Here is a 25,188-nt window from a genome sequence, read left to right as displayed (position 1 = left end):
GGAAGTAGCAGCAAGAACCCTGCACCGGTTGCAGGGATGACCTCCTACCTCACCGGGCCATCGCCGAGGCCATGCGATCCTAGCGATCGTGACAGCCCACCAATGCACGCTTGGTTACCCGGCAGTCCGTGCTAACGGGCGGCGAAGTCGACTCAGGTCGGCGGCGCCGCCCTTTTAATGCGTCGGCACAGGCAGGTGGTTACTTGTCGGAGCCTGCAGCCTCAGCGATCGACGTCGCTTCCATCGCCCCGGCCTCGAGTGCACCGCAGCAGAGAATGACCCAGCTGCCGACACCGGTGGCAGTACCGGAAGCGAACCCTGCCGCTCCGTCTCGGTAGGCCTGCGATCGGCGCAGCCAACTCACTTCGGGTACGCCGAGATTGTGTGGGTCCAAACCCGAAGACGCCGCCACGAGCCGAGAAGCTGCCCGGGCGACAACACCATCGGCCGACTCGAACGGCTTCAACGTCAACAGCTCACCGTGCACGATCGCCGCGATGACCGGGGCCGGCGCGGAGGATCCGCCGGTGACCAGTTGGGCCAGGAAGTCCAGGCGCTCACCGATTCCGTCGTCCGAACGTGGCCGTCCGAGTGCGGACTGGTCCTCGACCAGGTCTGCTGCGGCCAGTAGGTGAAGTCGAGCGAGCGCCTGAAGCGGCGCGCTCTTCCACGTCGAGAGCATGATGGACAGCGCATCCCCGTCGAGCGCCGCACCCACCCGCAAAGCACCGGCCAGAATCGGGTCGCCGTCTTCACCTTCGCGCGGGAATTCCATCGATCCACCTTCGAGGGCGGACGACGATCGAGCTGCACGTACTGCGGCTTCGGCCGCCGTGGCAGGCCAGCCCCGACGGTTGGTCTTGTGCCGATGTACTGCTCCGAGTGCGTCGCGGGCTCGTTCGGCGGCGTCGATGACACCGGGGAGTTCGAGCAGCGGGGCGAGAGGGTCCGTCACGATAGCCGACGGTACCCCCTCGCAGGCAGGAGCAGACTCGCCGGACTGCCCCCGCCGATCCCTATACGCCGAGCTGAACCGAACCGCCGGGGATGGCGGCGAGCAGTCGCTGTGTGTACTCCTGCTGCGGGTTGTCGAACACCTCGTCGGTCGTGGCGGCCTCGACGATCTCTCCCGATCGCATGACGAGCACATCATCGGCGATCTGCCGCACCACGGCAAGATCGTGCGTGATGAAGAGGTATGTCAGACCGAGCTCTGCCTGCAGATCGTTCAGCAAGGACAGAATCTGCGCCTGAACGAGCACGTCGAGAGCCGACACTGCCTCGTCGCAGATCACCATCTCCGGCGAGAGAGCCAGAGCGCGCGCAATAGCTACTCGTTGGCGCTGGCCACCGGAAAGCTCGTTCGGGAATCGGCGCATGACCGAAGTCGGCAACGCCACCTTGTCCAGCAGATCACGGACCCGAGCCTCGCGTTCCTTCTTGCTGCCGACCTTGTGGGTCCGCAGCGGCTCCTCGATAGTGCGGTAGATCGAGTACATCGGATCCAGCGACCCATAGGGGTTCTGGAAGATCGGCTGTACACGACGCCGGAACGCGAACGCCTCCTTGTTGTTCAAACCCGCGACATCACGTCCGTCGAACTGAACGGATCCGGACGTCGGTTCCAGTAGCCCCAGAACCATTTGTGCCACAGTCGATTTACCGGATCCCGACTCACCGACGATGGCGGTGGTCGTGCCGCGGGCAACGGTGAACGAGACGTCCTTGACGGCAGTGAACACCGACGACCTGAAGGGACTGCCACCACGAAGCTTGAACTCCTTGGTCAGCTTGTCGACCACGAGCACAGTATCTTTTGCCGGTTCGAAATCGCCTTCACCGTGGACGGTCTTCTCGGCGACGACCTCCTCGGCAGCCTGCTTTGCATGTGCGACGATGTCCCCACGCACCACGGAGGACTTCAGCCGTTGCGACGCAAGCGACGGCGCCGCGGCGACCAACTTCTGGGTGTACGGATGCTGCGGATTCTGCAGAATTTCCAGCGCCGGACCGGATTCCACGATTCGCCCCTTGCTCATGACGACCAGATGCGAAGCTCGCTCAGCGGCGAGACCGAGGTCGTGCGTGATCAGTAGAACCGCTGTGCCCAGTTCCTTCGTCAGCCCCTCGAGGTGGTCGAGAATCTGACGCTGGACCGTGACGTCGAGAGCGGAGGTGGGTTCGTCGGCGATCAACAGTTTGGGCCGCGCGGACAACCCGATTGCAATCAGCGCCCGCTGGCGCATACCACCGGAAAATTCGTGCGGGTACTGATTGACACGATTCTCCGAGTCCGTCAACCCAGCCTCGTCGAGGAGTTCGACGGCACGGGCGCGTGCCGCCTTCCCTTTGGCGATTCCATTGGCTGCCAACGCTTCTTCGATCTGGTAGCCGATCTTCCACACCGGGTTCAGGTTCGACATAGGGTCCTGCGGGACCAACCCGATCTGGCTTCCGCGGACCGCGACGAAGTCCTTCTCCCTCGCGTTCGTCAGGTTATTTCCGTCGAACCAGATCTCGCCCGCTGTCACCTTGCCGGTACCCGGGAGGAGATTGATGATCGCGTGCGCAGTCGTGGATTTGCCGCTGCCGGACTCGCCCACGATTGCTACCGTCTGGCCGGGATAGACCGTCAGGCTGACACCTCGAACAGCTGGCACTGCACCGGAATTGGACTGAAACGACACCTCGAGGTCCTTGATGTCGAGCAAGGGTTGCTCACTCATCGCAACTTCTCCTTCGTGTTCGCTCATCGTTTCCGGGCCTTGGGATCGAGGGCGTCGCGTAGTGCATCGCCCATCATGATGAAGCCCAACACTGTGATCGCCAGTGCGGCAGCGGGATAGAACAGAATTGTCGATCCCTGACGAAGGGTGACCTGGGCTGCGCTGATATCGCCACCCCAGGACACTTCGGTGGGCGGCAGACCGATTCCGAGGAACGACAGGGTGGCCTCGGCGACGATGAAGGTGCCGAGCGAAATCGTCGTGATGACGATGATCGGCGCCATCGAGTTCGGTAGGACATGCCGAATCAAGGTGCGCACCTTCGATACTCCGAGAGCGCGAGATGCCATGACGTAGTCGTTGCTCTTGGCCGACAACACCGCTCCACGAGTGATACGGGCCATCTGCGGCCAGCCGAACAACGCCAACACCACGATGACGGTGAAAATCGTCCGGTCGGTGAACAACTGCATGAGGACGATCGCGGCGAGGATGAGCGGGACACCGAAGAAGATGTCCGTCAACCGTGACAGCAGAGAGTCGGCCCAGCCGCCGTAGAAGCCCGCGAAGGCACCGAAGAGCACTCCGACCACGACCACCAGGAACGTAACGCCTACGCCGGTGACCACCGAAGCCCGCGCGCCGAAGATGACACGGGAGTAGATGTCGCAACCTTGACGGTCGAACCCGAAGATGTGACCGGATCCGGGGCCCTGCATGCTGAACGCCAGGTCGCAGTACCGCGGATCGGTATTCGTGAACAGACTCGGAAACGCTGCGACCAAGATGACCACGAAGATGATGATGGCCGAGATGATGAAGAGCGGGCGCTTGCGCAGACTGTGCCAAGCATCCTTCCAGATACTCGTGGGAGCCTCGTCGATGTTCACGACGTCGGTCTGGCTGACGTCGACAACTTCGTCGGATTCCACGAAGCGTGCTTGACGGACCTCACGTCCGCCTTCGGGAGTCGTGTTAGGCATAGCGGATCCTTGGGTCGAGCGCGGCGTACAGGAGGTCGACGACGAGATTCGCGATGAGGTAGACCACGATCAGGACCGTCACGAACGAGACGACCGTGGGCGCCTCGCCCCTGATGACCGCCTGGTAGATGGTGCCACCGACGCCATTGATGTTGAAGATGCCCTCGGTGATGATCGCGCCACCCATGAGTGCAGCAAGATCGGCACCGAGGAACGTGACGACGGGGATCAACGAGTTGCGTAGCACGTGAACGTTGACGACTCGCCTGCGTGAAAGGCCTTTGGCTGTCGCTGTTCTGACGAAGTCGGCACTCAGGTTTTCTGCCACCGAGGTACGGGTCAGCCGGACCACGTAGGCGAACGACACCGAACCGAGCACGAACGCCGGCAGCAGCAGGTTCTTGAAACTTGTGTTGCCACCGACTGTGGGAGGCACTATGCCCCATTTGATCCCGATGAAGAACTGCGCGAGGAAGCCGATGACGAAAATCGGGACGGCGATGATGACGAGGCTGACGAGGAGGACCGAGCTGTCGAACAGCTTGCCCTTACGTAGACCGGCGATGAGACCGAAGCCGATACCGAAGACGCCTTCGATCACGAGTGCCATCGCAGCAAGTTTCGCGGTGATCGGGAACGCTTGCAGCAGAACCTCACTGACCGGGCGGCCCGAGAACGACATACCGAAATCGAAGGTGAAGATGCCCTTGAGATACAGCAGATACTGCACGATGAACGGCTCGTCGAGGTTGTAGCGTGCGCGCAGCTGGTCGGCCACCGCGGGGCTGATCGCCTTGTCTCCGGCGAGCGCAGCAATCGGGTCCCCTGGGAGCAGGAAGACCATTGCGTAGATCAGGAATGTGGCCCCGATGAAAACAGGGACCATCTGAAGTATTCGGCGTCCGATGTACCAGAGCACCGGATCACCTCCTTAGGAGGAAGGAGGACGTCACAGCGGTATTCAGCGTGGGCGTCGTACGAGGCGAGCGAGGCAAGCAGCCGAGCAGGGCAGTAGGCAACAGGCCTACTGCCCTGCTCGGCTGAATCAAGAGCCGTGAGAAAAGATCAGTTCTTCTCGATCTGGCTGTAGATCGGGACTCCGTCCCAACCGATCTTGACGTTGGTGACATTCTCCGACCAGCCACTGGCCGCGTTGCGGTACCAGGTCGGTACTGCAGGCAGATCGTTCAGGAGGATTTCCTGTGCCTGGTTGATCAGGTCCTGCGCCTTGCCCTTGTCGGTCTCGCTTGCCGACTCACGCAGCAGACGATCGAACTCGGGGTTGGAGTACTCGCCGTCGTTGGAGCTGCCACCGGTCTGGTAGTTCTGGGCAAGGAAGCCGTACTGCTGCGGGTAGTCACCCTGCCAGCCCGAACGGAACGCCGTCGGGATGGTGCGGTTCGTGGCCTCGGTCCGCAGCTGCGCAAACGTCGGGTAGGGAGCACCCTGTGCCTCGATACCGAGGGTGTTGCGGATGCTGTTGCTGACCGCGTCGACCCATTCCTGGTGTCCGCCATCGGAGTTGTAGGCGATCGCGAAGCTACCTGACCACGGCGCAATTGCGTCGGCCTGCGCCCACAGTGCCTTGGCTCCGTCTTTGTCGTAGTCGACGTTGTCGACGTCACTGAGATCCCCGGTCCAGCCTGCGATTGCGGGGCTGGTGAAATCCTGTGCAGGCGTGCGGGTGTTGTTGAAGATCTGCTTGGTGATCTGATCGCGATCGATCGCCTTGGAGATCGCCTGACGACGCAGCACACCCTCTTCGCCACCGAAGTGCGGCAGACGGCCCGGGATGGTGAAGGTTTCGATGCTCGCGGACGGCTGATTGACCGTACGGCCGGGCAGATCCGACTCGAACGTCGTCACTGCACTGGACGGGACCTGGTCGAGGACGTCGACGTTGTTCGACAAAAGATCCGTGTACGCGGTGTCGAGGTTGCTGTAGAGGATGAAGTTGATGCCGCCGTTGACAGGCTTGCGATTGCCGTCGTAGTCCGGGTTGGTCACCAGATCGATGCGGACGTTGTGCTGCCACGCACCTTCCTGCGCAAACTTGTACGGTCCGTTACCGATCGGGTTCTCCCCGAACGCTGCCATGTCGGCGTATGCGACCTCGGGCAGTGGATAGTACGCGGCGAAGCCGAGTCGATCGGGGAACGCTGCCTCGGGCTGCTTGAGTTCGATGGTGAACGTCTTGTCGTCGACGACCTTCAGCCCGGACATCGTCTGGACCGTCGGGTTCTCGCCTGCGACCTCGTCGTAACCGAGAATCGGATCGAAGAACGACCCCTGCAGCTGCGCATTGGTGGACAGCGCGCCGTAGTTCCAGGCGTCGACGAAGGATTTCGCTGTCACCGGCGTGCCGTCGGTGAACTTCCAACCGTCCTTCAACGTCACGGTGTAGTTCTGGCCGTCGGCGGAATCGATCGAGTCGGCGACCTCGTTCTCGATACCGCCCTCGGAGGTGTACGAAACCAGTCCGGCGAAGACCGAGTCCACGACTCGCCCACCGGTGTTCTCACTCGTGTTGGTGGGAACCAGCGGATTCTGCGGCTCACCACTCCACGCGTTGATAATTGCAGCGCCGTCACCGGACCCACCGCCGCTGGTCGAATCACTCGATGAGCACGCCGTCACCAGCGCCGCTCCCACGACCACTGCAACTGCAGCCGTCGCGATGCGTGTTCTGCGCAAGACAAATCCTCCATCTTTGGTTTGACCACGGTGTCAACCGTGATCGACCCCGGGGCGTCACGCCCACGGGGATATGTGGGGCGACCGCCGGCCACAGCTCGATGAGCCGAAGCAACGATCCAATGGTTGAAACTTTAGACACACCCTGAAACGAACCTGTGAACTCCCCCAGAAACAGGAGACCCTCACACAGGCTCGCTACATGTTCGAAACGATTCGGCAACCGATTTCCCACGTGGTGAGAGCGATCTCCCGACAACCTCTCCGACTGAACCGCACCCTGGACCGTCCATCGCTCGAAACCTACCGATCACCGCAGATCAGAGGGTTGCAGGCGAATGCAACGGTGCGACAGCCCTCACATGTGACTACCCTCACAAGGGCTCGCGCGGAGGCTGCAGAGCGACTGTTCAGCTCGTTCGTGATGGCATAGGTAGCTGCCCGAGCGCGAAGAGAACCACGACGAAAGAGAGCCATTCGAGATGACGACCAGTACCTCCGGTGACCACGACACTGCCGCCGAGGAGACCTACCCGCCGTCGGCGGAATTCGCCGCGCAGGCGAACGCCACAGCAGATCTCTACGACGTCGCCGCGAAGGACCGCCTCGCGTTCTGGGCCGAGCAGGCACGACGACTGCACTGGCATACCCCGTTCACCGAGGTGCTCGATTGGTCCGACGCTCCCGTCGCCAAATGGTTCGCCGACGGAAAGCTCAACGTCGCCTACAACTGCGTGGATCGACATGTTCTCGACGGCCATGGCGAGCAGGTTGCCATTCACTGGGAAGGCGAACCCGGTGACAGTCGCGACCTCACCTACGCCGACCTGCTCGCAGAGGTCAGTCAAGCGGCCAACACCCTGACCGACCTCGGACTGGTCTCCGGCGACCGCGTCGCCATCTACATGCCGATGATCCCCGAGGCCATCATCTCGATCCTCGCCTGCGCCCGCCTGGGCCTGACGCATTCGGTCGTCTTCGCCGGCTTCTCCGCCACGGCACTGCGTTCACGCATCGACGACGCCGAGGCCAAACTGGTCATCACCACCGACGGGCAGTGGCGTCGCGGTAAGCCCGCGCCGATCAAGGACACCGTCGACGAGGCCGTGGACGGAGCCGCCTCGATCCAACACGTATTGGTCGTCAAGCGGACCGACTCCGAGGTCGCCTGGACCGAAGGCCGCGACATCTGGTGGCACGAGAGCGTCGCCCGGGCTTCGAAAGAGCATGAGGCGCAGCCATTCCCGGCCGAGCACCCCCTGTTCATCCTGTACACCTCCGGCACGACGGGTAAGCCGAAAGGCATCGTGCACACCTCCGGTGGCTACCTGACTCAGACCTCGTACACCCACCACAACGTCTTCGATCACAAGGCGGGCCAGGATGTCTTCTGGTGCACCGCCGACGTCGGTTGGGTCACCGGCCACTCGTACATCGTCTACGGACCGCTCTCGAACCGCGCGACGCAAGTCGTCTACGAGGGCACCCCGAATTCCCCTGACGAGCACCGGCACTGGAACATCATCGAGAAGTACAAGGTCTCGATCTACTACACCTCCCCCACTCTCGTGCGTACCTTCATGAAGTGGGGCAAGGAGATTCCCGAGGCACACGACCTGACATCGATCCGGCTGCTCGGCTCCGTCGGTGAGCCGATCAACCCGGAGGCGTGGCGTTGGTTCCGCGACGTCGTAGGCGGCGGTACCGCGCCCATCGTCGACACCTGGTGGCAGACCGAGACCGGTGCGATCATGATTTCACCGCTGCCCGGCGTGACATCCACCAAGCCCGGCTCCGCGATGGCGCCGCTACCCGGGATCTCCGCGAAGATCGTCGACGACGACGCGAAGCCACTGGGCAACGGCGGCAACGGATATCTGATCCTCGACGAGCCGTGGCCGGCGATGCTCCGCGGGATCTGGGGCGACATGGAGCGCTACAAGGACACGTACTGGTCCCGCTACGCCGAAGAAGGCTGGTACTTCGCCGGCGACGGCGCCAAGTACGACGAGGACGGCGCTCTCTGGGTCCTCGGACGCGTCGACGACGTCATGAACGTCTCCGGACACCGGATCTCCACCTCCGAGGTGGAATCAGCGCTCGTGAGCCATCACGGTGTCGCCGAGGCGGCAGTCGTCGGTGCCGCCGACGAGACCACCGGTCAGGGCATCGTCGCGTTCGTGATCCTGCGCGCAGGCATCGAGAATACCGGTGACGATCTGATCAAGGAGCTCAAAGCTCAAGTATCGAAAGAGATTTCACCGATCGCTCGCCCTCGCGAGATCTCGATCGTTCCCGAACTCCCGAAGACTCGCTCCGGCAAGATCATGCGACGCCTGCTGCGTGATGTCGCCGAAGGCCGCGAACTCGGTGACGTCTCGACTCTCGTCGATCCGAAGGTCTTCGATTCGATCAAGAAGGGTCGCTAGCGACCGGTGAACGGGCATACATCCTTTACGGGACGTATGCCCGTTCACGCCTAGTCCGTCAGTGACTGATCGCGGGTTTCCTTCATGAGGATCAACGCGATCAACGTCAGCACCGCGGCGACGGCAAGGTAGACCCCGACCCATCCGACGCCGTAGCTGCTCACCAGCCAGGTCGCGATGAACGGCGCCACAGCCGCGCCGAGGATCGACGCCGTGTTGTACGAGATCCCCGATCCCGTGTATCGCACGTTGGTCGGGAAAAGTTCGGGCAGCACGGCACTCATCGGACCGAAGGTAAGACCCATCAATCCGAGTCCGATGCACATGAAGACAAGCATCCGACCGGCCGTCGCGCTTTCCGGTGCGGCGAACCAGTGGAACGACAGACCGAACGCAATGATCGCGATCGTGATGACGATGAGGGTCGGTCGCCGTCCGTATTTGTCGGCGAGCAAGCCTGCCACCGGAATCAGCGCGGCGAAGAAGAGCACTGCGATCAGCTGAAGCTCGAGGAAATCGGTGTACGCGATGGTGATCTTCGGGCCACCTGCGTCGGAGACTTTGCCGGTTCCGTAACTGACTACCCAGGTCGTCATGATGTAGAAGAGCGTGTAGGTGGCGAGCATGATGAACGTACCGAGGATCAGCTGGCGCCAGCTCGTACGGAAGACCTGGGCGAGCGGAGTCTTAACCTTCTGCCCACGCGCGACGGCCAGCTTGAACACCGGCGTCTCTTCCAGTTTGAGGCGCACATAGAGGCCGATGATGACGATGACGGCGCTCAGCAGGAACGGCACGCGCCATCCCCAGGTGAGGAATGCGTGGTCCGTTGCGGAGTTTGCGGAGTCGTAGCCGGTGATGACGACCAACAGCAGGAAGATCCCGTTGGCGAAGAAGAAGCCGATAGGTGCACCCAACTGTGGATACATTGCGGCCCAGGCGCGTTTGCCGGGCTTGGCGGTTTCGGTCGCGAGCAGCGCTGCGCCGCTCCACTCACCACCGAGTCCGACGCCCTGCGTGAACCGCATGATCGCGAGCAGTGCGGGAGCCCACAGGCCTGCCGCCGCATAGGTCGGCAGCAATCCGATCGCGAAGGTCGCCGCCCCCATCGTCAGCAGTGAACCGACGAGCGTCGCTTTGCGCCCGATGCGGTCGCCGAAATGGCCGAACAGAACCGATCCGATGGGGCGTGCAACGAAAGCGAGTCCGAACGTCGCGAACGACGCCAGCAGCGCGGTCGTCTCGTTGCCCGCGGGGAAGAACAGCTTGGGGAAGACCAGTACTGCGGCAGTCGCGTAGATGTAGAAGTCGAAGAATTCGATCGACGTGCCGACCATGGATGCGACGACGATGCGAGACCGTGGTACCTCCGGGGCAGCAGCGATGCCGTCACTTGGGACGGCCGAGGTAGTGCTCACGGTTAGGACTCCTGAAGAGAGGGGTATGTAGAACGCAAATTACCTGATGAAAACCTGAGAATTACAGTGGACGCCTGAATGCACCGCCGACGTATTCACCGTTGATCTGAGAGCGCCATCGCAAGGCGAGCTGTGACTGTGAGGCGAAGTGCGTCGGGTCGGCACTAGTGTTAACCGAAGAATGCAGTCGAGACGGCGTCGCAGGACGACGTCTCGGAACCAATCATCACCAGCAAGTGGAGGGGTCGAGAAGTTGAGCGTGACCAATCGCGGTAATGGCAGTGCTTATCCGGACGGGGTGCCGAACACGATTTCGTCCATTCCACTTACGGACGTAGACCACCGCGCACCAGGAACCGGCAGCATCGGGAACCTTGTCAAGGATGCGACGACGCAGGTGTCGACGCTGGTCCGCGCCGAGGTCGAACTGGCCAAGGCCGAGGTCACGGGCGAGATCAAGAAGGGGCTGCAGGGCAGCCTCTTTTTCATCCTGGCTCTCGCCGTCGTCGTCTTCAGCGCATTTTTCTTCTTCTTCTTCTTGGCCGAGACGCTCGATATCTGGTTGCCGCGCTGGGCTGCCTTCCTCATCGTGTTCGTTTTCATGCTGCTCGTGGCTGCCCTGCTCGGGTTCCTCGGCTATCGGCGCGTCAAGAAGCTTCGTAAGCCGGAGAAGACGATCGAGTCGCTCAAGCAGGCCTCGACTGTCTTGCCGAACCAGCACGGGTCGACACCGGCAATTCCCGGGTACAAGCAATAGCGAGGTCGGTAGCGGGGCAAGAAAGAATGAGTCGGCCTGATCCGTCCACTGTCCGTTTCGCCGGTCCGTGGACGCACCGCGACATTCATGCCAACGGCATTCGGTTCCACGTCGTCGAGACCGACGACGCGCCAGCCGATGCCCCGCTGGTAGTTCTACTGCACGGCTTCGCAGATTTCTGGTGGTCGTGGCGTCACCAACTGACCTCGCTGACCGAGGCGGGGTTCCGCGCTGTGGCTGTCGACCTCCGTGGATACGGAGACACCGACAAGCCACCGCGTGGGTACGACGGGTGGACGCTGGCCGGCGATGTGGTCGGCCTGATCCGGGCACTGGGATATGGCGAAGCGACTCTCGTCGGGCACGCCGATGGCGGTCTGGTGTGTTGGGCTACTGCCGCGCTGCATCCACGGATGGTCCGGTCGATCGGTTTGGTCGGGTCCCCGCATCCCATTGCGTTGCGCAGGGCAGTCCTGCGCAACAAGGCCCAACGAGCTGCACTGCTCCCGCAGTTCTTGCGATACCAGATGCCGCTGGTGCCCGAACGCACTCTGACCAAGCACAATGGCGCCGCCGTCGAGCAACTCCTCCGAGCGCGGTCGGGGGCCGGCTGGTTGGATTCGGACGAGTTCGTCGACACAGCGAAGCAGATGCGCTCGGCGATGCGCATTCCAGGCGCGGCACATTGCGCGTTGGAGTACCAACGATGGGCATTTCGAAGTCAGTTTCGTTCCGACGGGCGAAAGTTCATGCAGGCTATGGACACCCGGTTGCGCATTCCGGTACTCCAGATCAGAGGCGAACTCGATCCGTACGTGCTACCTCGATCGGTGGCCACCGAGGCTCACTGGGCCCCTGATCAGCGCTTACACACTGTGCTCGGGGCCGGTCATTACGCGCACCAGGAAGCTCCTGCCGAGGTCACCGCACAGTTGCTGGCCTTGTTGACGCTCTAGGTTCGACGCGTCTCCCGCACCCGAATCTAGAGAATGCAGTTGCCTGTTCCGACTGCGACCGGGCTCTCGCGGCTCAGCTCGAGCTCGTCGGATACTTCGGGTGCGGTGAGCACGAATCCGGTATCGGGATCGTCGACGGCGGCACCGAAGACCAGCCCGAGGACCTGCCCGTCTTCCGCGACGAGTGGGCCACCCGAATTGCCCTGCCGCACGCTGCCTCGCACGGTGTAGACCTGACGTTGAACCGTTCCGGTTCGGTAGATGTCCGGGCCCTTCAAGTTCAAAGTTTCTCGAATGCGGGCTGGGCTCGCCGTGTACGGTCCACCGCCCGGGTATCCCAGGACAAGTGCACTGTCTCCGGTGACGCCCGGGTCGGGCGCAAAGTTCAACACCGGAGCGCGAAGACCCGGCACCCGCAGGATCGCCACATCTTCCTGGGGGTCGAAGAGCACGACCTGGGCGTCGAACACCGTGCCTAGCGAGTCGACGGTGACGCCTTCGGTGCCGGCGACGACATGCGCGTTGGTCATCACAAGTTCGGGGGCCACGACGAATCCCGAGCCCTCCAACGCCTTCTGGCAGCTCGGAGCCAGGCCGCTGACCTTGAGGACGCTGGCGTGCAGCTGATCCACCAGGGGGTTCGCCTGCAGCGTTGGGTCCGGGTCGGCAACTTCCGCTACCGGGGTTTTGCCGAACGGTCCGATGACGTCGGGAAGCCCGGAGGTGTCGAGCAGTGCCGAGAATTCCTTGGGTACTTCACGAAGCCACTGTGGGGCCACTTCGTCGACCTTGCCCAGCACCTTCGACCCACGAACCGCGCCGGCAACCTCGGGCTGCGAAGACGACGTCAACGGAATAGCGAGCAACCACGCAGCAGCGAGGACGGCCATGGCTTGCAGGCCGGCGCCGACGACGCTGTCGACCGACCGAGCGCCACGTGAATGGATTCCACTGCGTAGCGCACGGCCGAGCACCATGCCCGACACTTCGCCGACGATCACCAACACCACGATCAGCGCAATTCCGACGAATACTCGCATTCGAGCGCCGTCGACGTGCAACAGAACATGCGGCGCGATCAGAATTCCCGCGACGGCACCGAGTACGACACCGAGAAATGCCAACGCCGACGCCACTGCACCCTGTCGCCATCCCGACATCGCTGCCAGCAATGCCACCGCGAGGACGACGAGATCTACCCAACCGGACCCGCTCACTGATCGAGCCCCGCTCCTACAGCTGCCAAGCTGGCCTCCAGATCACGAATGTCGCCGGTGTCCCACTCGGTCTCCCAGCCGGACACTGCGAGCAGGCCCGCCAGAATACCGCCTGTGAAACCCCACACCAGCATTCCGTCGACGGCGAAGGCCGGACCTTGATAGCCCGCCGGGTGGCGGACCTGGAAACGGTTGTCGGGATCCAGTAGTGTTTGGATCGGCACCCTGACGACTCGGGCGGACTCGCCGGTGTCGACGACGCGGACGTCGCTCGGCCTTCGCCAGTACGCAAGCACTGGGATTACGTCGAATCGCGACGGCGGCACATAGATGCCCGGCATCGTCGCGAGCGGTTGCACACCGGCAGGATCCAAACCGGTCTCTTCCTCGGCTTCACGCAGAGCTGTTGCGACCGGAGATACGTCGCCTGGATCCGTGGCGCCACCAGGGAAAGCGATCTGTCCGCTGTGCTGGCGCAGCGTCGACGCCCGCTGCGTCAGCAGCACATCTGCGTCGGCGGGAAGTCCGCCCCGCGCGGTGTGGTCCGGCTCGGGCGAGCCACCGAACAGTACGAGGACCGATGCCGGACGGGTCGACTCACCGGCGGCGGCCGTGCGCTGCAGTACCGGGTTGATGCCTGTCGTATCCAGCAAGCCGCGTTCACCGCCGACCGCCTCGACGACACCGCGAAGCCACTCCGGGGCGCTCATCTCACGAGTCCGAGATCGTTCTCGACTGCATCTGCTATCTCTTCGACACTTCGAAACGGTTGCGGCAACACTTTGGCGACATTGCCATCCGCATCGATCAGAATCGATACCGGGAGGACGGGCGGCGCGCCGACGGCTGCTGCTATGCGACCGGCTTCGTCCTGGACCCCGGGAAGCGTTACGCCGTAGTCGGCGAGCTTGGCGAGGCCGTTGCCTTCGTTGCGATCCTGGTGAACGGTGAGGACGGTCAGTCGGTCGGCCACAGTGTCGGCGTACTGCTGAAGATAAGGGAGTTCCTCCGCGCACGGTCCACACCAGTACGCCCACAGATTGATCAATGCGGGCTTACCTGCCAGCGCCTGGCCTACGTCGATACTGCTGCCGTCGGCGACACACTCGAGCACGATCCCCGTCAACGGGCCGGCCGGTACGGGCGATCCTGGATCGGGAGTCGGGCACGGCGCAAGCTGCGCCCGCTCCCGCAACGCGGCGAGCCCCTCGTCGGAAGCGACAGAACCGCCGGGGGAGCCCGCAGTGGGCGCTTGACCGGTAGCGAGGCCGCCGACCGGCGCCTGCAGACCGGGGTTCGTATCGCGCGGCCACAGGGCGTAGATCATCCCGACAACGACGATCAGTGCTACCAGCGACCAGCGCAGTGCGGATTTGTTCACGGTGTGATTCCGGCGAGCGCGAGAAGATCTTCGGTCTCCGGACCCTTGACCAGGGCGGCGGCCTGGGCCTTGTCCACCGGACCGATTCCGTAGGACGGGCAGTCCTTGGCCAGAATGCACACCCCGCAGGCAGGCTTGCGGGCGTGGCATATGCGGCGTCCATGAAAGATCACGCGGTGCGAGAGCAGTGTCCATTCTTTGCGCTCGATGAGCTCGCCGGCGGCGTGTTCGATCTTGACCGGGTCTTCCAGGTCCGTCCATTGCCAGCGTCGAACGAGTCGAGCGAAGTGGGTATCGACGGTGATGCCGGGAACGTCGAATGCATTTCCGAGGACCACATTGGCCGTCTTCCGGCCGATGCCGGGCAGCGTCACCAGGTCCTTCAGATTGGCTGGAACTTCTCCGTCGAACCGCTCGATAAGAGCAGCTCCGAGGCCGATCAGTGAGTTCGTCTTGTTGCGGAAGAAACCGGTTGTGCGGATGTACTCCTCCAGTTCCGTTCTGTCCGCTTCGGCGTAGTCGCGCGCAGTGCGATATCTCACGAATAAAGCCGGCGTGACGAGATTGACGCGCTTGTCGGTGCACTGGGCCGACAGGATCGTTGCGACGGCAAGTTCGAGGGGGGTCGTGAAGTCGAGTTCGCAGTAGACATGCGGGAACGCCCTCCCCAGCTCCCGATTCATCCGGCGGGCGCGCCTGACGAGCCCAAGTCTTGTCTCTTCGCGTTTACGCACGTCGAAGGCCTTCGAGGCTGTCGAATCCACTCCACAACTGTACGGACAAGAATCGGCATCTAATTCGCTCTGTGTTCTTATCGAGACTTTTTCGGTGTTAACTTTCCCGTATGCAAGGACTCGCCGTGGTGCTTTTTCCAGTACTCCTGATGCTCTTCTCGCTCGCTATGGAGCGTGTCGAAGGCAAACTGAGCAAGCTGACGGTTCGGGAGCACGACGTGGAGGAGTTTCTCGATCAGGCCAGTAGCTCCGAGGTGGCGACGCTCGCCAACGACGGGTTCCCGCACGCCCTCGCCAAGCTCAACAATCGCAAGAAGCGCCCGCACGTGGTGAAGGATTCCGAGGCACTGCTGGACCAGCGCGCCAGTTGACCGGTCCGTAACGTCCGGCATGCCCGTTTCGAGATGAAGATCCGGTGAACTACCCCTGGTCCGTTCATTCTCTTCGCGGGTTCCGTGGCGCCGATCACTCGATATCAGGTTCGGCGAAGTAGACTTCACCGAGATTCTTGTCATGTTCGATTATTGGTGTGGCGTTGCTGGCCTTCGGGTAAGTGGCCCGCGCCGTTTGAAACGCTTGTCGATCCGGAAAACTGAATCGACGACATCCCAAAAGGAGCGCAAGTGGACGACGTCCTGGCACGGGCCGGCATCTTCCAAGGAGTCGAGCCCTCTGCGGTAGCAGCGCTGACCAAGCAGCTGCAGCCGGTCGATTTCCCCCGAGGACATGTGGTCTTCAACGAGGGTGAGCCGGGTGATCGGCTGTACATCATCGTTTCCGGCAAGATCAAGCTCGGCCGCCGCTCCCCCGACGGTCGTGAAAACCTGCTGACCATCATGGGTCCGTCGGACATGTTCGGTGAGCTCTCGATCTTCGACCCGGGCCCACGTACGTCCACGGCGACCACGGTCACCGAAGTTCGTGCCGTCAGCATGGATCGCGACGCACTGAAAGCGTGGATCGATCAGCGTCCGGAGATTGCCGAGCAGCTTCTTCGCGTGCTGGCCCGTCGACTCCGCCGCACCAACAACAACCTCGCGGACCTCATCTTCACCGATGTGCCCGGACGCGTCGCCAAAGCACTACTCCAACTCGCTCAGCGCTTCGGAACCCAGGAAGCCGGGTCACTTCGCGTCACCCACGACCTGACGCAGGAAGAGATCGCCCAGCTCGTCGGCGCATCACGTGAGACCGTCAACAAGGCATTGGCCGATTTCGCGCACCGCGGATGGCTGCGCCTCGAAGGCAAGAGCGTACTGATCTCGGACTCCGAGCGCCTCGCTCGCCGGGCACGCTAGAACCACATAGCTCGCTGGAAACGTCGAGCTATCCGGAAATGCTGCTAGTTCTCGCGTAGGTACGCCAGCTGTGTTTTGACCGACATGCGGGCGGCAGGCCACAGCTTTTTGTCCACGTCCGAGTAGACATGTTTGACCACCTGCATCGGCTTCGCATCGGCACCAAGTTCGTGCAGTGCGGCACGAACTTGGGCCAGCCGTTCGAGTCGGTGCTTTCGGTAGAACCTCACTACCTCGGGAAAGTCTGCGATCTCGGCTCCATGCCCTGGCAGCGCGACCTTGCCCTCACTCATTTCTTCGAGACGGTCCAGCGAGGACAGGTAGTCGGCGAGAGAGCCGTCCTTCGGGTCGAGCACCGTAGTTCCTCGACCCAAAATGGTGTCACCGGTCAGGACGGCGTCGTCGAGGACGAAGCACAACGAATCGGCTGTATGCCCCGGCGTCGCCAGTACCGAGATGGACAGGCCTGCCGCGACGATCACCTCTCCGTCGGTCAACGGTGAGGTGTCGCCATGGACATACTTGGACTCGAATGCTCGGATCGGCGCGCCGCTCTTGCGGTGAAACCTCTTCAGCCCTGCCGTGTGGTCCCGATGCCGATGCGTGACAAGCGTGAGAACCACGTTGCCCACCCCCGCAACCGCGTCGAGATGCTCGGAATCCTTCGGACCAGGGTCGACGACGACGCAATCCTGGCTGCCAGGGGCCCGGAGGATCCAGGTATTGGTGCCATCGAGCGTCATCTGTCCTGGATTGTCGGCGAGCAACACAGCAGCTGTGTCGGTCACCTGTCGTAGCTTTCCGTAGGCAGGGTGAGCAAGGGTCATAGACGTACCTTAGGACGAAGAGAGAAGTGGCACGAGAATCTTTATCTCGCGGCGCTCAGGCCTCGGGTGTGAGCTCCACGATGAGCTCGACCTCGACTGCTGCGCCCAAAGGCAATTCGGCTACACCGACCGCGGAGCGCGCATGCACGCCTGCATCTCCGAATATTTCACCGAGCAGGTTCGACGCCCCGTTCATCACCGGAGGTTGGCCGGTGAAGCCGGTCGCCGACGCAACGAAGCCGACAACTTTGACTATGCGCTCGATGCGATCGATCCCGACGAGCGAGTGGATCGCCGCCAGCGCATTGAGTGCGCACGTCCGCGCTGCTGCTGTGGCTTCCTCCGGCGAGACCTCCGCACCGACCTTGCCGGTGCAGGTCAACTTGCCGTCGACCATCGGCAGCTGACCGGAGGTATAGACGTACATTCCCGTCTGGACCGCAGGCGTGTATGCCGCCAACGGAGGGACGACGGCGGGTAGTTCGATGCCCAGTTCGGCCAGTCGCGCGGACCAGTCGGCCATACCGGTCAGGCCTTCGGACGCTTGAAGTAGGCCACGAGCGAGTCCCCGCCATTGGGGCCCGACATGATGGTCACGAGCTCCCAGCCCTCGGAACCGTAGTTGTCCAGAATCTGCTTCGTGGCGTGAATCAGAACCGGTGCGGTGAAGTACTCCCAGATAATCTTTTCGCTCATACCGACAAGCCTAGTCGGCCTCGAGGATGCACCGGCGTCCCATCCGTCCTGCATCACGGACCACGTCATGACCGGAGATGATGAGCTCGTGTCGTGTTCCCGGGAGACAATGGGCGATTCGTCTATATGGTCGTGATGTGGGTACCTCTAGTTTGTCAGTCTGGCCGGACAAGGCCGCAGCCGCTCGCTTGCATTTCGTTTCCGGCAAAGGCGGCACCGGCAAGTCGACGGTGGCCGCCGCTCTCGCACTTTCACTCGCCGCGGGCGGTCGACGCGTTTTGCTTGTGGAGGTAGAGGGCAGGCAGGGCATCGCGCAACTCTTCGACGTGCCGCCGCTGCCGCCTGTCGAGACCCGCGTTGCTTCGGCAGAGGGTGGCGGTGAGGTCTTCGCGCTCGCTGTCGACATCGAGACTGCATTTCTCGAGTACCTCGACATGTTCTACAACCTCGGCTTCGCCGGCCGAGCGATGCGCAAGATCGGTGCCATAGAGTTCGCTACGACCATTGCACCCGGGCTACGTGACGTTCTCCTTACCGGCAAGGTGAAGGAGTGCGTCGTCAGAACCGACAGGGCGGGAAACCGCGCGTACGACGAGGTTGTTGTCGACTCACCGCCGACGGGGCGCATCGGCAATTTTCTCGATGTGACCAAGGCGATGGCAGATTTGGCCAAGGGCGGCCCTGTTCGAGCGCAGAGTGAAGGTGTTGTCCGCCTGCTGCATTCGGCAGAGACCGTCGTCCATCTGGTGACACTGCTCGAGGCTCTTCCGGTGCAGGAAACTGCCGACGCCGTCCGGGAACTCGAGGCCGCAGATCTGAGGCTGGGAACCGTCATCGTCAACCGTACGGAGCCGACCTTCCTTCCTCCGGACGCACTCGCGGACGCAGCCGAGGGTGTAATCGACGCCGAGCTGATCCACCAGGGACTGAAACGGGCTGGAATAGCATTGTCCGACAGTGACTTTGCCGGCCTTCTCACGGAAACGATCGAACATGCTTCGACGCTTGCTGCGCAGGTGGAGAGCGGAACCCAACTCGACGAGCTGGACACGGCACGAATGCATCTGCCGATGCTCGGCGGGGGAATCGACCTCGGCGGACTGTACGAACTAGCAGCCAAGCTCACAGAACAGGGTGTCAAATGAGTTCTCCCGCAACGGATGTCCTCGACGTCTCCAGAATTCTCCTCCAGGACTCCTCACGCATCGTGGTGGTGTGTGGCGCCGGCGGTGTCGGCAAGACGACAACGGCAGCGGCAATGGCCCTCCGCGCGGCCGAGCAGGGCAGGAAGGTCGTGGTACTCACCATCGATCCAGCCAAACGACTCGCGCAGGCTCTCGGCGTCGGTGAACTCGACAACACCCCGCAGCCGGTGAAACTCGCGGCGGGCGCAACGGGCGAACTGCACGCGATGATGCTGAACATGCGTCGAACATTCGACGAGATGGTCATCGAGCACTCGACTCCGGAGAAAGCGGAACAAGTGTTGGCCAACCCCTTCTACCAAACTGTCGCATCCTCGTTCTCCGGCACGCAGGAATACATGGCGATGGAGAAACTGGGGCAGCTCGCGGCCGATTCGACGTGGGATCTCATCGTCGTCGACACTCCTCCGTCACGTAACGCTCTCGACTTCCTCGACGCCCCACAGCGCCTCGGATCATTCTTGGACGGTCGATTCATCCGCCTACTGATGGCACCCGGTCGAGGTTTGACGAGGATTGTCACCAGCGCGATGGGCTTGGCGTTGAGAGGGGTCTCGACCGTCATCGGAAGCCAGATGCTCAACGACGCGTCGGCGTTCGTTCAATCACTGGATTCGATGTTCGGCGGGTTCAGGGAACGCGCGACACTTACTTACCAACTGCTGCGTGAGAGCGGAACGAGCTTCGTGGTCGTCGCCGTGGCAGAGCCCGACGCGTTGCGGGAGGCTGCGTTCTTCGTGGATCGCCTCAGTAGCGAGGGCATGCCATTGGCGGGGCTTATCCTCAACCGAACCCATCCGACCCTGTCGGCGTTGCCCGCCGACCATGCCGCCACGGCCGCTGATCAGCTCGACGACAACGACGATGCCTCGGCCGTTCTGACCGCTGCAGTGCTGCGGATACACGCTGCTCGCGCGGTCACCGCCACGCGCGAGCTTCGACTCCTGCGCCGCTTCACAGCGGCTCACCCCCGGGTCCCGATCGTCGGGGTCCCGTCGCTGCCCTTCGAAGTCTCGGACCTACATGCCCTACGTGCCGTGGCCGACCAACTCACCGGCACCGCATAGCGCAGCACATGACGTAAGAAGCCGCTTCAGATGGCTGCTTGTGTTTGTCGTTGACTTTCGAAGAACTCGGACCACGAGTCGACCTCGGGATGCTGCTTGAGCAGCGCGCGGCGCTGTCGCTCCGTCATTCCACCCCACACCCCGAACTCGACGCGGTTGTCCAGCGCATCCGCGCCGCACTGCATCAATACCGGGCAGTGCCTGCAGATCGTTGCAGCCTTGCGCTGCGCTGCACCCCTCACGAATAGCTGGTCCGGGTCCATGCCCGAGCACCTAGCCTGCGCCACCCACGCAATACGCGCTTCGGCTTCTTCCACATCGAGCCGCGTCGGCGCTGCTGTCATGTTCATGTGCGGATCCCCTTTGCAGTTCGAACATCCTTGCTGGACGTTCCACAAGCTCTTTCGACCTCGAACTTCACCTCGAAGCACATGGATCTAAGAGCTGCCCCACATTCATATACAAGTGTTATGTGAATCACACCGTGCTCACAATTTAGGTAAAATCCGTCGCGAACGCAAGGCGAGCTGGGCAACTTTCTGGTACGGCCGTCTCTACCTGCGGCTGAGCAAATGTTCGAGGGTCTGCGCCGGGGTTCGAGGCGTGCGGAGGAGCGCAAATCGGGGCCGCAGATCCATGGCCACTGGGAGAGACGGCGTCGTCCACGTACGCTGTGCCTGTGTCAGTTGGAAAAACCGTGGCGAAGCTCGCCGGATGTTCAGCCCTTGCGGGTGCGTTGTTGGCCGGCGTCATGTTTCCGCTGGCAGGCGGGTTCGGATACGCATCCAACCGAGCCGCCGATACCGTCGACAATGTTTCGGCCGAATTAGTCGAGGGATCCGTCCCTGCGGTCTCGACGATGGTCGACAGTGCAGGCAACCCCATTGCATGGTTGTACGAGCAACGCAGATTCGAAGTGCCGAGCGAGAAGATCTCGAACGAGATGAAGCTCGCCATCGTCTCGATCGAGGACAAGCGGTTCGCCGAACACAAGGGCGTCGACTGGCAGGGCACACTGCGCGCGTTTCTGACCAACACCACCAGCGGTCAGGTCGAGCAGGGTGCGTCGACACTGGATCAGCAGTACGTCAAGAACTATCACCTGCTCGTCGTGGCCAAGACCGACGCCGAGCGTCGGGCAGCTATCGAGACGACGCCTGCCCGCAAGATCCGCGAGATCCGGATGGCGCTCACCCTCGACAAAGAGCTGACCAAGGACGAGATCCTTACCCGCTACCTGAACCTCGTCCCGTTCGGTAACTCGTCGTTCGGGATTCAGGACGCCGCACAGACCTATTTCGGCATCGACGCCAGCAAGCTCGACGCGAAACAGTCGGCAATGCTCGCGGGCATGGTGCAGTCGAGTTCGGCACTCAATCCGTATACCAACGAGCAAGGCGTCCTCGAACGGCGCAACACCGTCCTGGACACGATGATCCAGAACATCCCGGAACGCGCTGCGGAATTCCAGGCCGCGAGGGCCGAGCCGCTCGGTGTACTCCCCGAACCGCAAATCCTGCCCCGCGGGTGCATTTCGGCCGGCGATCGTGGGTTCTTCTGCGACTACGCGCTGCAATACCTTGCCAATGCAGGTATCAGCCGAGAACAGATCGACCAGGGTGGATATTTGATCAAGACCACCCTCGATCCCGCCGTCCAGAACTCGACCAAAGCCTCGCTGGTCGCCAACACCAGACCGACACTCGACGGCGTCGCGACCGTCATGAACGTCATCGCACCCGGCCAAGATGACCACCGTGTCCTGGCGATGGGCAGCAGCCGAACGTACGGTCTCGATTCCGGCGCAGACGAGACGGTGCAGCCGCAGCCGTACTCGCTGGTAGGACACGGCGCAGGATCCATTTTCAAAGTGTTCACCACGGCCGCCGCGATGGAGCGCGGCCTCGGTACCAGCGCAACCTTGCAGGTCCCCAGACGCGCCGAGGTCCGAGGCATGGGCGACGGTGGCGCAAAGGGTTGCCCCGCCAACACGTATTGCGTGGAGAACGTCGGCGACTACCCTGCGTCACTCTCGGTCACCGATGCACTCGCGAAGTCTCCGAACACGGCGTTCGTCAAGTTGATCGAGTCCGTCGGAGTGACGCCGACGGTGGACATGGCGGTGCGCCTCGGCCTACGGTCCTACGCCGCACCGAGCACATCCGGCTTCGACGAGCGAAGTATGGCCGACTTCCAGAAGGACCAGAATCTCGGTTCTTTCACCCTCGGACCCACCTGGGTCAATCCACTCGAGTTGTCGAATGTGGCGGCAACCCTCGCGTCTTCGGGCAAGTGGTGCCCACCGACACCGATCGATTCGGTGTTCGACCGCAAGGGCAAGCAAGTACCCGTGACGCAGCAGGCATGCGAGCAGGTCGTCGAGCCAGGCTTGGCCAACACTCTGGCCAATGCGATGAGCAAGGACGACCAGCCGGGTGGCACGTCGGCATCCGCGGCAGGATCGGTGGGTTGGAACTTGCCGATGTCCGGCAAGACGGGCACTACCGAGTCGCACATGTCCTCGGGGTTCCTCGGTTACACCAACAATTACGCCGCCGCGGTTTACACCTACGGAGACTCCCCGAGCCCCGGCGAAATCTGCTCGTTCCCGTTGCGCCCGTGTGGCGACGGAAACCTGTACGGCGGCAACGAGCCGGCTCGTACCTGGTACGACGCCATCAATCCAGTCGCCAACAACTTCGGTCCGGTCTCGCTGCCTGCCGTCGATCAGAAATATGTTCGTGGATCCGCCAATGGTCAGGTTCCTGACGTGACCGGCTCGACCCAGTCGTCCGCGACCGCGACCCTGCAGGCGGCAGGTTTTCAGGTCACCGTGGTGAGCACCTCCGACGCTGCAGCACGAGGAACGGTTACCGGAATGTCCCCCTCGGGATCGGCTATTCCCGGTGCGATGATCACGATCTACGTGAGCGATGGATCCGTTCGACAGGCGCCACCGGCTCCGTCGCTTCCAGCGCTACCGGAGCTTCCCAACATCCAGATTCCGGCAATACCGCCCAACCTTCCGATCCCGGCCATCCCCGGGCTCACGGCGCCCCGCTAGGGCGGAATCCATCGCACGAGATACACCCGCGTCGTGGACGTATCTCGTGCGGATTCCCAGCGTTCGAAATTACAAGCGGTCCTTGACTGCCTTGGAGATCCGAGTGCCGTCGGCCTTGCCCTTGGCGAGTTCGGTCGCAACTTTCATTACCTGACCCATCTGCCGGACCCCGGGACGCTCGCCCAATTGCTCGGCGACCTGAGCAAGTGCGGTGTCCGCGATATCGGCCAGTTCGGCGTCGGTCAATGGCGTCGGCAGGTATTCGTCGATGATCTGTGCCTCGGCATGTTCGGTAGCCGCTAACTCACCTCGGCCGTTCTGGGTGTAGATCTCTGCGGACTCACCGCGCTTCTTCGATTCCTTGGCAAGAATCTTGATCACCTGGTCGTCGGTGAGATCGTGGGCTTGTTTGCCGGATACTTCCTCTGTTTGGATCGCGGCGAGGAGCATGCGGATGGTCGCGGTTCGAAGTTTGTCTCTGGCCTTCATGGAGGTGGTCAGGTCGGTTCGCAGCTGGGACTTCAGTTCGGACATGTATCAGAACGCTACGCGGGCAGTGCCCTGGCCCGCACGTCGATTGCACCACCTGACGTATCGTGGAAGACGTGTCCGTGAAAATCACTACATCGGCCCGACTCCTCGCAGCAGCAGAACGTACTCGCGCCGCTGCCTCGGAGGCCCCCATCAGAAGCGCGGCGATTGCGACGGCGGGCGCGGCGGCACTGGGTATCGGATATGCGACCCTCATCGAACGTAATGCCTTCACCTTGCGGGAGACGTCGATGGCTGTGCTCGAACCTGGCTCGTCTTCGCTTCGGGTGCTGCACATCAGCGATCTGCACATGATGCCCGGTCAGCGTTCGAAACAGAATTGGCTCCGCGAGCTCGACAGCCTGGAACCGGATCTGGTGGTCAACACAGGTGACAACCTGTCGCACCTACGCTCGGTTCCTGCCGTCGTTCAAGCTCTCGGTCCCTTGCTGTCCCGGCCGGGGCTGTTCGTCTTCGGCAGCAACGACTACTTTGCGCCCAAGCCGAAGAATCCACTCCTGTACTTCAAGAAGGATCGCAAGAAGATCCTCGGCGAAGCACTGCCGTGGCGTGATCTGCGGGCCGCCTTCTCCGAACGCGGTTGGCACGACGTGACGCACGTGCGCAGAGAACTCGAGGTTGCGGGCGTGCGTATCGCCTCGGCCGGTGTCGACGATCCTCATCTCGAGCGCGACAGGTACGACACCATCGCAGGCCAGCCGAATCCCCTCGCAGACCTTCGGCTGGGAATCACGCACTCCCCCGAGCCACGCGTGCTCGATCGTTTCGCCGAAGACGGATACGACTTGGTTCTTGCCGGACACACGCACGGCGGTCAGGTGTGCCTACCGTTCTACGGTGCCCTCGTCACCAACTGCGAGCTCGATCGGTCTCGGGTGAAGGGTCCGTCGAAGTGGGGCGCACATACCCAGCTGCATGTCTCGGCAGGCGTCGGCACATCTCCATATGCGCCGGCCCGGTTCTGCTGCCGGCCCGAAGCAACACTGTTGACGCTGACCCCCGCTCCGCGTCAGGGTCCGCGCGAAGGTTCGAACGAGGGCGTTTCGCGTTCTGAGGCAGTCGTGAGCTAGACTCTCCGAGGCGGTACACGGGGTGTGGCGCAGCTTGGTAGCGCGCTTCGTTCGGGACGAAGAGGTCGTGGGTTCGAATCCCGCCACCCCGACAAAGTATCGGTGTAATACAAA

At 62.4% G+C, this 25,188-nt stretch carries 24 protein-coding genes and 1 tRNA gene; 10 read left to right on the top strand and 15 right to left on the bottom strand.

Going from position 1 to position 25,188, the window contains the following annotated elements:
* Nucleotides 1-199 precede the first annotated feature (199 nt).
* From E5720_RS11895 to E5720_RS11875, 5 genes are all read right to left on the bottom strand, one after another.
* Complete coding sequence (locus E5720_RS11895; RefSeq protein ID WP_136170822.1) at nt 200-955, bottom strand: oxidoreductase; 756 nt, start codon at nt 953-955, stop codon at nt 200-202.
* 61 nt (nt 956-1,016) lie between these two features.
* Nucleotides 1,017-2,726: an ABC transporter ATP-binding protein gene (locus E5720_RS11890; RefSeq protein ID WP_210729856.1), complete on the bottom strand. Its 1,710-nt coding sequence runs from the start codon at nt 2,724-2,726 to the stop codon at nt 1,017-1,019.
* 23 nt (nt 2,727-2,749) lie between these two features.
* Entirely contained in the window at nt 2,750-3,709 is a 960-nt protein-coding gene (locus E5720_RS11885; protein ID WP_136170820.1) for an ABC transporter permease, read from the bottom strand.
* On the bottom strand, nt 3,702-4,628 hold the full coding sequence (locus E5720_RS11880) for an ABC transporter permease (protein WP_136170819.1): 927 nt from the start codon (nt 4,626-4,628) through the stop codon (nt 3,702-3,704). The genes E5720_RS11885 and E5720_RS11880 overlap by 8 nt, the downstream gene beginning before the upstream one ends.
* A gap of 146 nt (nt 4,629-4,774) precedes the next feature.
* Nucleotides 4,775-6,403, bottom strand: a complete 1,629-nt coding sequence (locus E5720_RS11875) for an ABC transporter substrate-binding protein (protein WP_136170818.1) — start codon at nt 6,401-6,403, stop codon at nt 4,775-4,777.
* A 482-nt stretch (nt 6,404-6,885) separates the two neighbouring features.
* Between E5720_RS11875 and acs the strand changes: the two genes are divergently transcribed.
* On the top strand, nt 6,886-8,832 hold the full coding sequence (acs, locus tag E5720_RS11870) for an acetate--CoA ligase (protein ID WP_136170817.1): 1,947 nt from the start codon (nt 6,886-6,888) through the stop codon (nt 8,830-8,832).
* Between the two features lie 50 nt (nt 8,833-8,882).
* Here the strand turns inward: acs and E5720_RS11865 are convergent, their stop codons facing one another.
* The gene (locus E5720_RS11865; protein WP_210729855.1) at nt 8,883-10,250 is read right to left on the bottom strand and encodes an MFS transporter; all 1,368 of its coding nucleotides are present in this window, start codon (nt 10,248-10,250) and stop codon (nt 8,883-8,885) included.
* Nucleotides 10,251-10,503: 253 nt separating this feature from the next.
* Here E5720_RS11865 and E5720_RS11860 point away from each other — a divergent pair, with 253 nt between their 5' ends.
* Together E5720_RS11860 and E5720_RS11855 are read left to right on the top strand one after the other, a co-directional pair.
* A complete protein-coding gene (locus E5720_RS11860) occupies nt 10,504-11,007 on the top strand; it encodes a phage holin family protein (protein WP_136170816.1) in 504 nt (167 codons plus the stop codon).
* Between the two features lie 26 nt (nt 11,008-11,033).
* A complete protein-coding gene (locus E5720_RS11855; RefSeq protein ID WP_136170815.1) occupies nt 11,034-11,963 on the top strand; it encodes an alpha/beta hydrolase in 930 nt (309 codons plus the stop codon).
* A 26-nt stretch (nt 11,964-11,989) separates the two neighbouring features.
* Here E5720_RS11855 and E5720_RS11850 read toward each other — a convergent pair whose 3' ends face one another.
* The 4 genes from E5720_RS11850 to nth are packed head-to-tail and all read right to left on the bottom strand — an operon-like array spanning nt 11,990 to nt 15,244.
* Entirely contained in the window at nt 11,990-13,180 is a 1,191-nt protein-coding gene (locus E5720_RS11850) for a MarP family serine protease (RefSeq protein ID WP_136170814.1), read from the bottom strand.
* On the bottom strand, nt 13,177-13,890 hold the full coding sequence (locus tag E5720_RS11845; protein ID WP_136170813.1) for a CoA pyrophosphatase: 714 nt from the start codon (nt 13,888-13,890) through the stop codon (nt 13,177-13,179). Before E5720_RS11845 ends, E5720_RS11850 begins: the two co-directional genes overlap by 4 nt.
* Entirely contained in the window at nt 13,887-14,561 is a 675-nt protein-coding gene (locus E5720_RS11840; protein ID WP_136170812.1) for a TlpA disulfide reductase family protein, read from the bottom strand. The genes E5720_RS11845 and E5720_RS11840 overlap by 4 nt, the downstream gene beginning before the upstream one ends.
* A complete protein-coding gene (gene nth, locus E5720_RS11835; RefSeq protein WP_136172633.1) occupies nt 14,558-15,244 on the bottom strand; it encodes an endonuclease III in 687 nt (228 codons plus the stop codon). The genes E5720_RS11840 and nth overlap by 4 nt, the downstream gene beginning before the upstream one ends.
* Nucleotides 15,245-15,405: 161 nt before the next feature.
* On the opposite strand from nth, the gene E5720_RS11830 reads away from it, so the two are divergent.
* Together E5720_RS11830 and E5720_RS11825 are read left to right on the top strand one after the other, a co-directional pair.
* Complete coding sequence (locus E5720_RS11830; RefSeq protein WP_136170811.1) at nt 15,406-15,666, top strand: hypothetical protein; 261 nt, start codon at nt 15,406-15,408, stop codon at nt 15,664-15,666.
* Nucleotides 15,667-15,918: 252 nt separating this feature from the next.
* Complete coding sequence (locus E5720_RS11825; RefSeq protein ID WP_019662947.1) at nt 15,919-16,593, top strand: Crp/Fnr family transcriptional regulator; 675 nt, start codon at nt 15,919-15,921, stop codon at nt 16,591-16,593.
* Between the two features lie 44 nt (nt 16,594-16,637).
* Here E5720_RS11825 and E5720_RS11820 read toward each other — a convergent pair whose 3' ends face one another.
* Genes E5720_RS11820 through E5720_RS11810 form a run of 3 tightly spaced genes read right to left on the bottom strand, consistent with a single transcriptional unit; the run spans nt 16,638 to nt 18,116 of the window.
* Nucleotides 16,638-17,420, bottom strand: coding sequence for an MBL fold metallo-hydrolase (locus E5720_RS11820; RefSeq protein WP_136170810.1), 783 nt, complete (start codon nt 17,418-17,420; stop codon nt 16,638-16,640).
* Nucleotides 17,421-17,475: 55 nt separating this feature from the next.
* The gene (locus tag E5720_RS11815; RefSeq protein WP_136170809.1) at nt 17,476-17,943 is read right to left on the bottom strand and encodes a RidA family protein; all 468 of its coding nucleotides are present in this window, start codon (nt 17,941-17,943) and stop codon (nt 17,476-17,478) included.
* 5 nt (nt 17,944-17,948) lie between these two features.
* Nucleotides 17,949-18,116 carry a DUF4177 domain-containing protein gene (locus tag E5720_RS11810; RefSeq protein WP_088944003.1) on the bottom strand — a complete coding sequence of 56 codons (168 nt, stop codon included), beginning with the start codon at nt 18,114-18,116 and terminating at the stop codon, nt 17,949-17,951.
* A gap of 137 nt (nt 18,117-18,253) precedes the next feature.
* On the opposite strand from E5720_RS11810, the gene E5720_RS11805 reads away from it, so the two are divergent.
* Nucleotides 18,254-19,261 carry an ArsA-related P-loop ATPase gene (locus E5720_RS11805; RefSeq protein WP_247595931.1) on the top strand — a complete coding sequence of 336 codons (1,008 nt, stop codon included), beginning with the start codon at nt 18,254-18,256 and terminating at the stop codon, nt 19,259-19,261.
* Nucleotides 19,258-20,388: an ArsA family ATPase gene (locus E5720_RS11800; protein WP_136170808.1), complete on the top strand. Its 1,131-nt coding sequence runs from the start codon at nt 19,258-19,260 to the stop codon at nt 20,386-20,388. Before E5720_RS11805 ends, E5720_RS11800 begins: the two co-directional genes overlap by 4 nt.
* A 26-nt stretch (nt 20,389-20,414) precedes the next feature.
* Here E5720_RS11800 and E5720_RS11795 read toward each other — a convergent pair whose 3' ends face one another.
* The gene (locus E5720_RS11795; protein WP_084345639.1) at nt 20,415-20,738 is read right to left on the bottom strand and encodes a WhiB family transcriptional regulator; all 324 of its coding nucleotides are present in this window, start codon (nt 20,736-20,738) and stop codon (nt 20,415-20,417) included.
* Between the two features lie 347 nt (nt 20,739-21,085).
* Between E5720_RS11795 and E5720_RS11790 the strand changes: the two genes are divergently transcribed.
* Nucleotides 21,086-23,452, top strand: a complete 2,367-nt coding sequence (locus tag E5720_RS11790; protein ID WP_136172631.1) for a transglycosylase domain-containing protein — start codon at nt 21,086-21,088, stop codon at nt 23,450-23,452.
* A gap of 69 nt (nt 23,453-23,521) precedes the next feature.
* On the opposite strand, the gene E5720_RS11785 is transcribed toward E5720_RS11790, so the two are convergent.
* Entirely contained in the window at nt 23,522-23,986 is a 465-nt protein-coding gene (locus tag E5720_RS11785) for a GatB/YqeY domain-containing protein (protein ID WP_136170807.1), read from the bottom strand.
* A gap of 149 nt (nt 23,987-24,135) precedes the next feature.
* Between E5720_RS11785 and E5720_RS11780 the strand changes: the two genes are divergently transcribed.
* On the top strand, nt 24,136-25,074 hold the full coding sequence (locus E5720_RS11780; RefSeq protein ID WP_247596320.1) for a metallophosphoesterase: 939 nt from the start codon (nt 24,136-24,138) through the stop codon (nt 25,072-25,074).
* An 18-nt stretch (nt 25,075-25,092) separates the two neighbouring features.
* Nucleotides 25,093-25,166: transfer RNA gene (locus E5720_RS11775), tRNA-Pro, on the top strand.
* Nucleotides 25,167-25,188: the final 22 nt, after the last annotated feature.

The organism is Rhodococcus sp. PAMC28707, from assembly GCF_004795915.1.
Taxonomy (GTDB): Bacteria; Actinomycetota; Actinomycetes; order Mycobacteriales; family Mycobacteriaceae; genus Rhodococcoides.
This window is presented reverse-complemented; position numbering and strand designations above follow the sequence as displayed.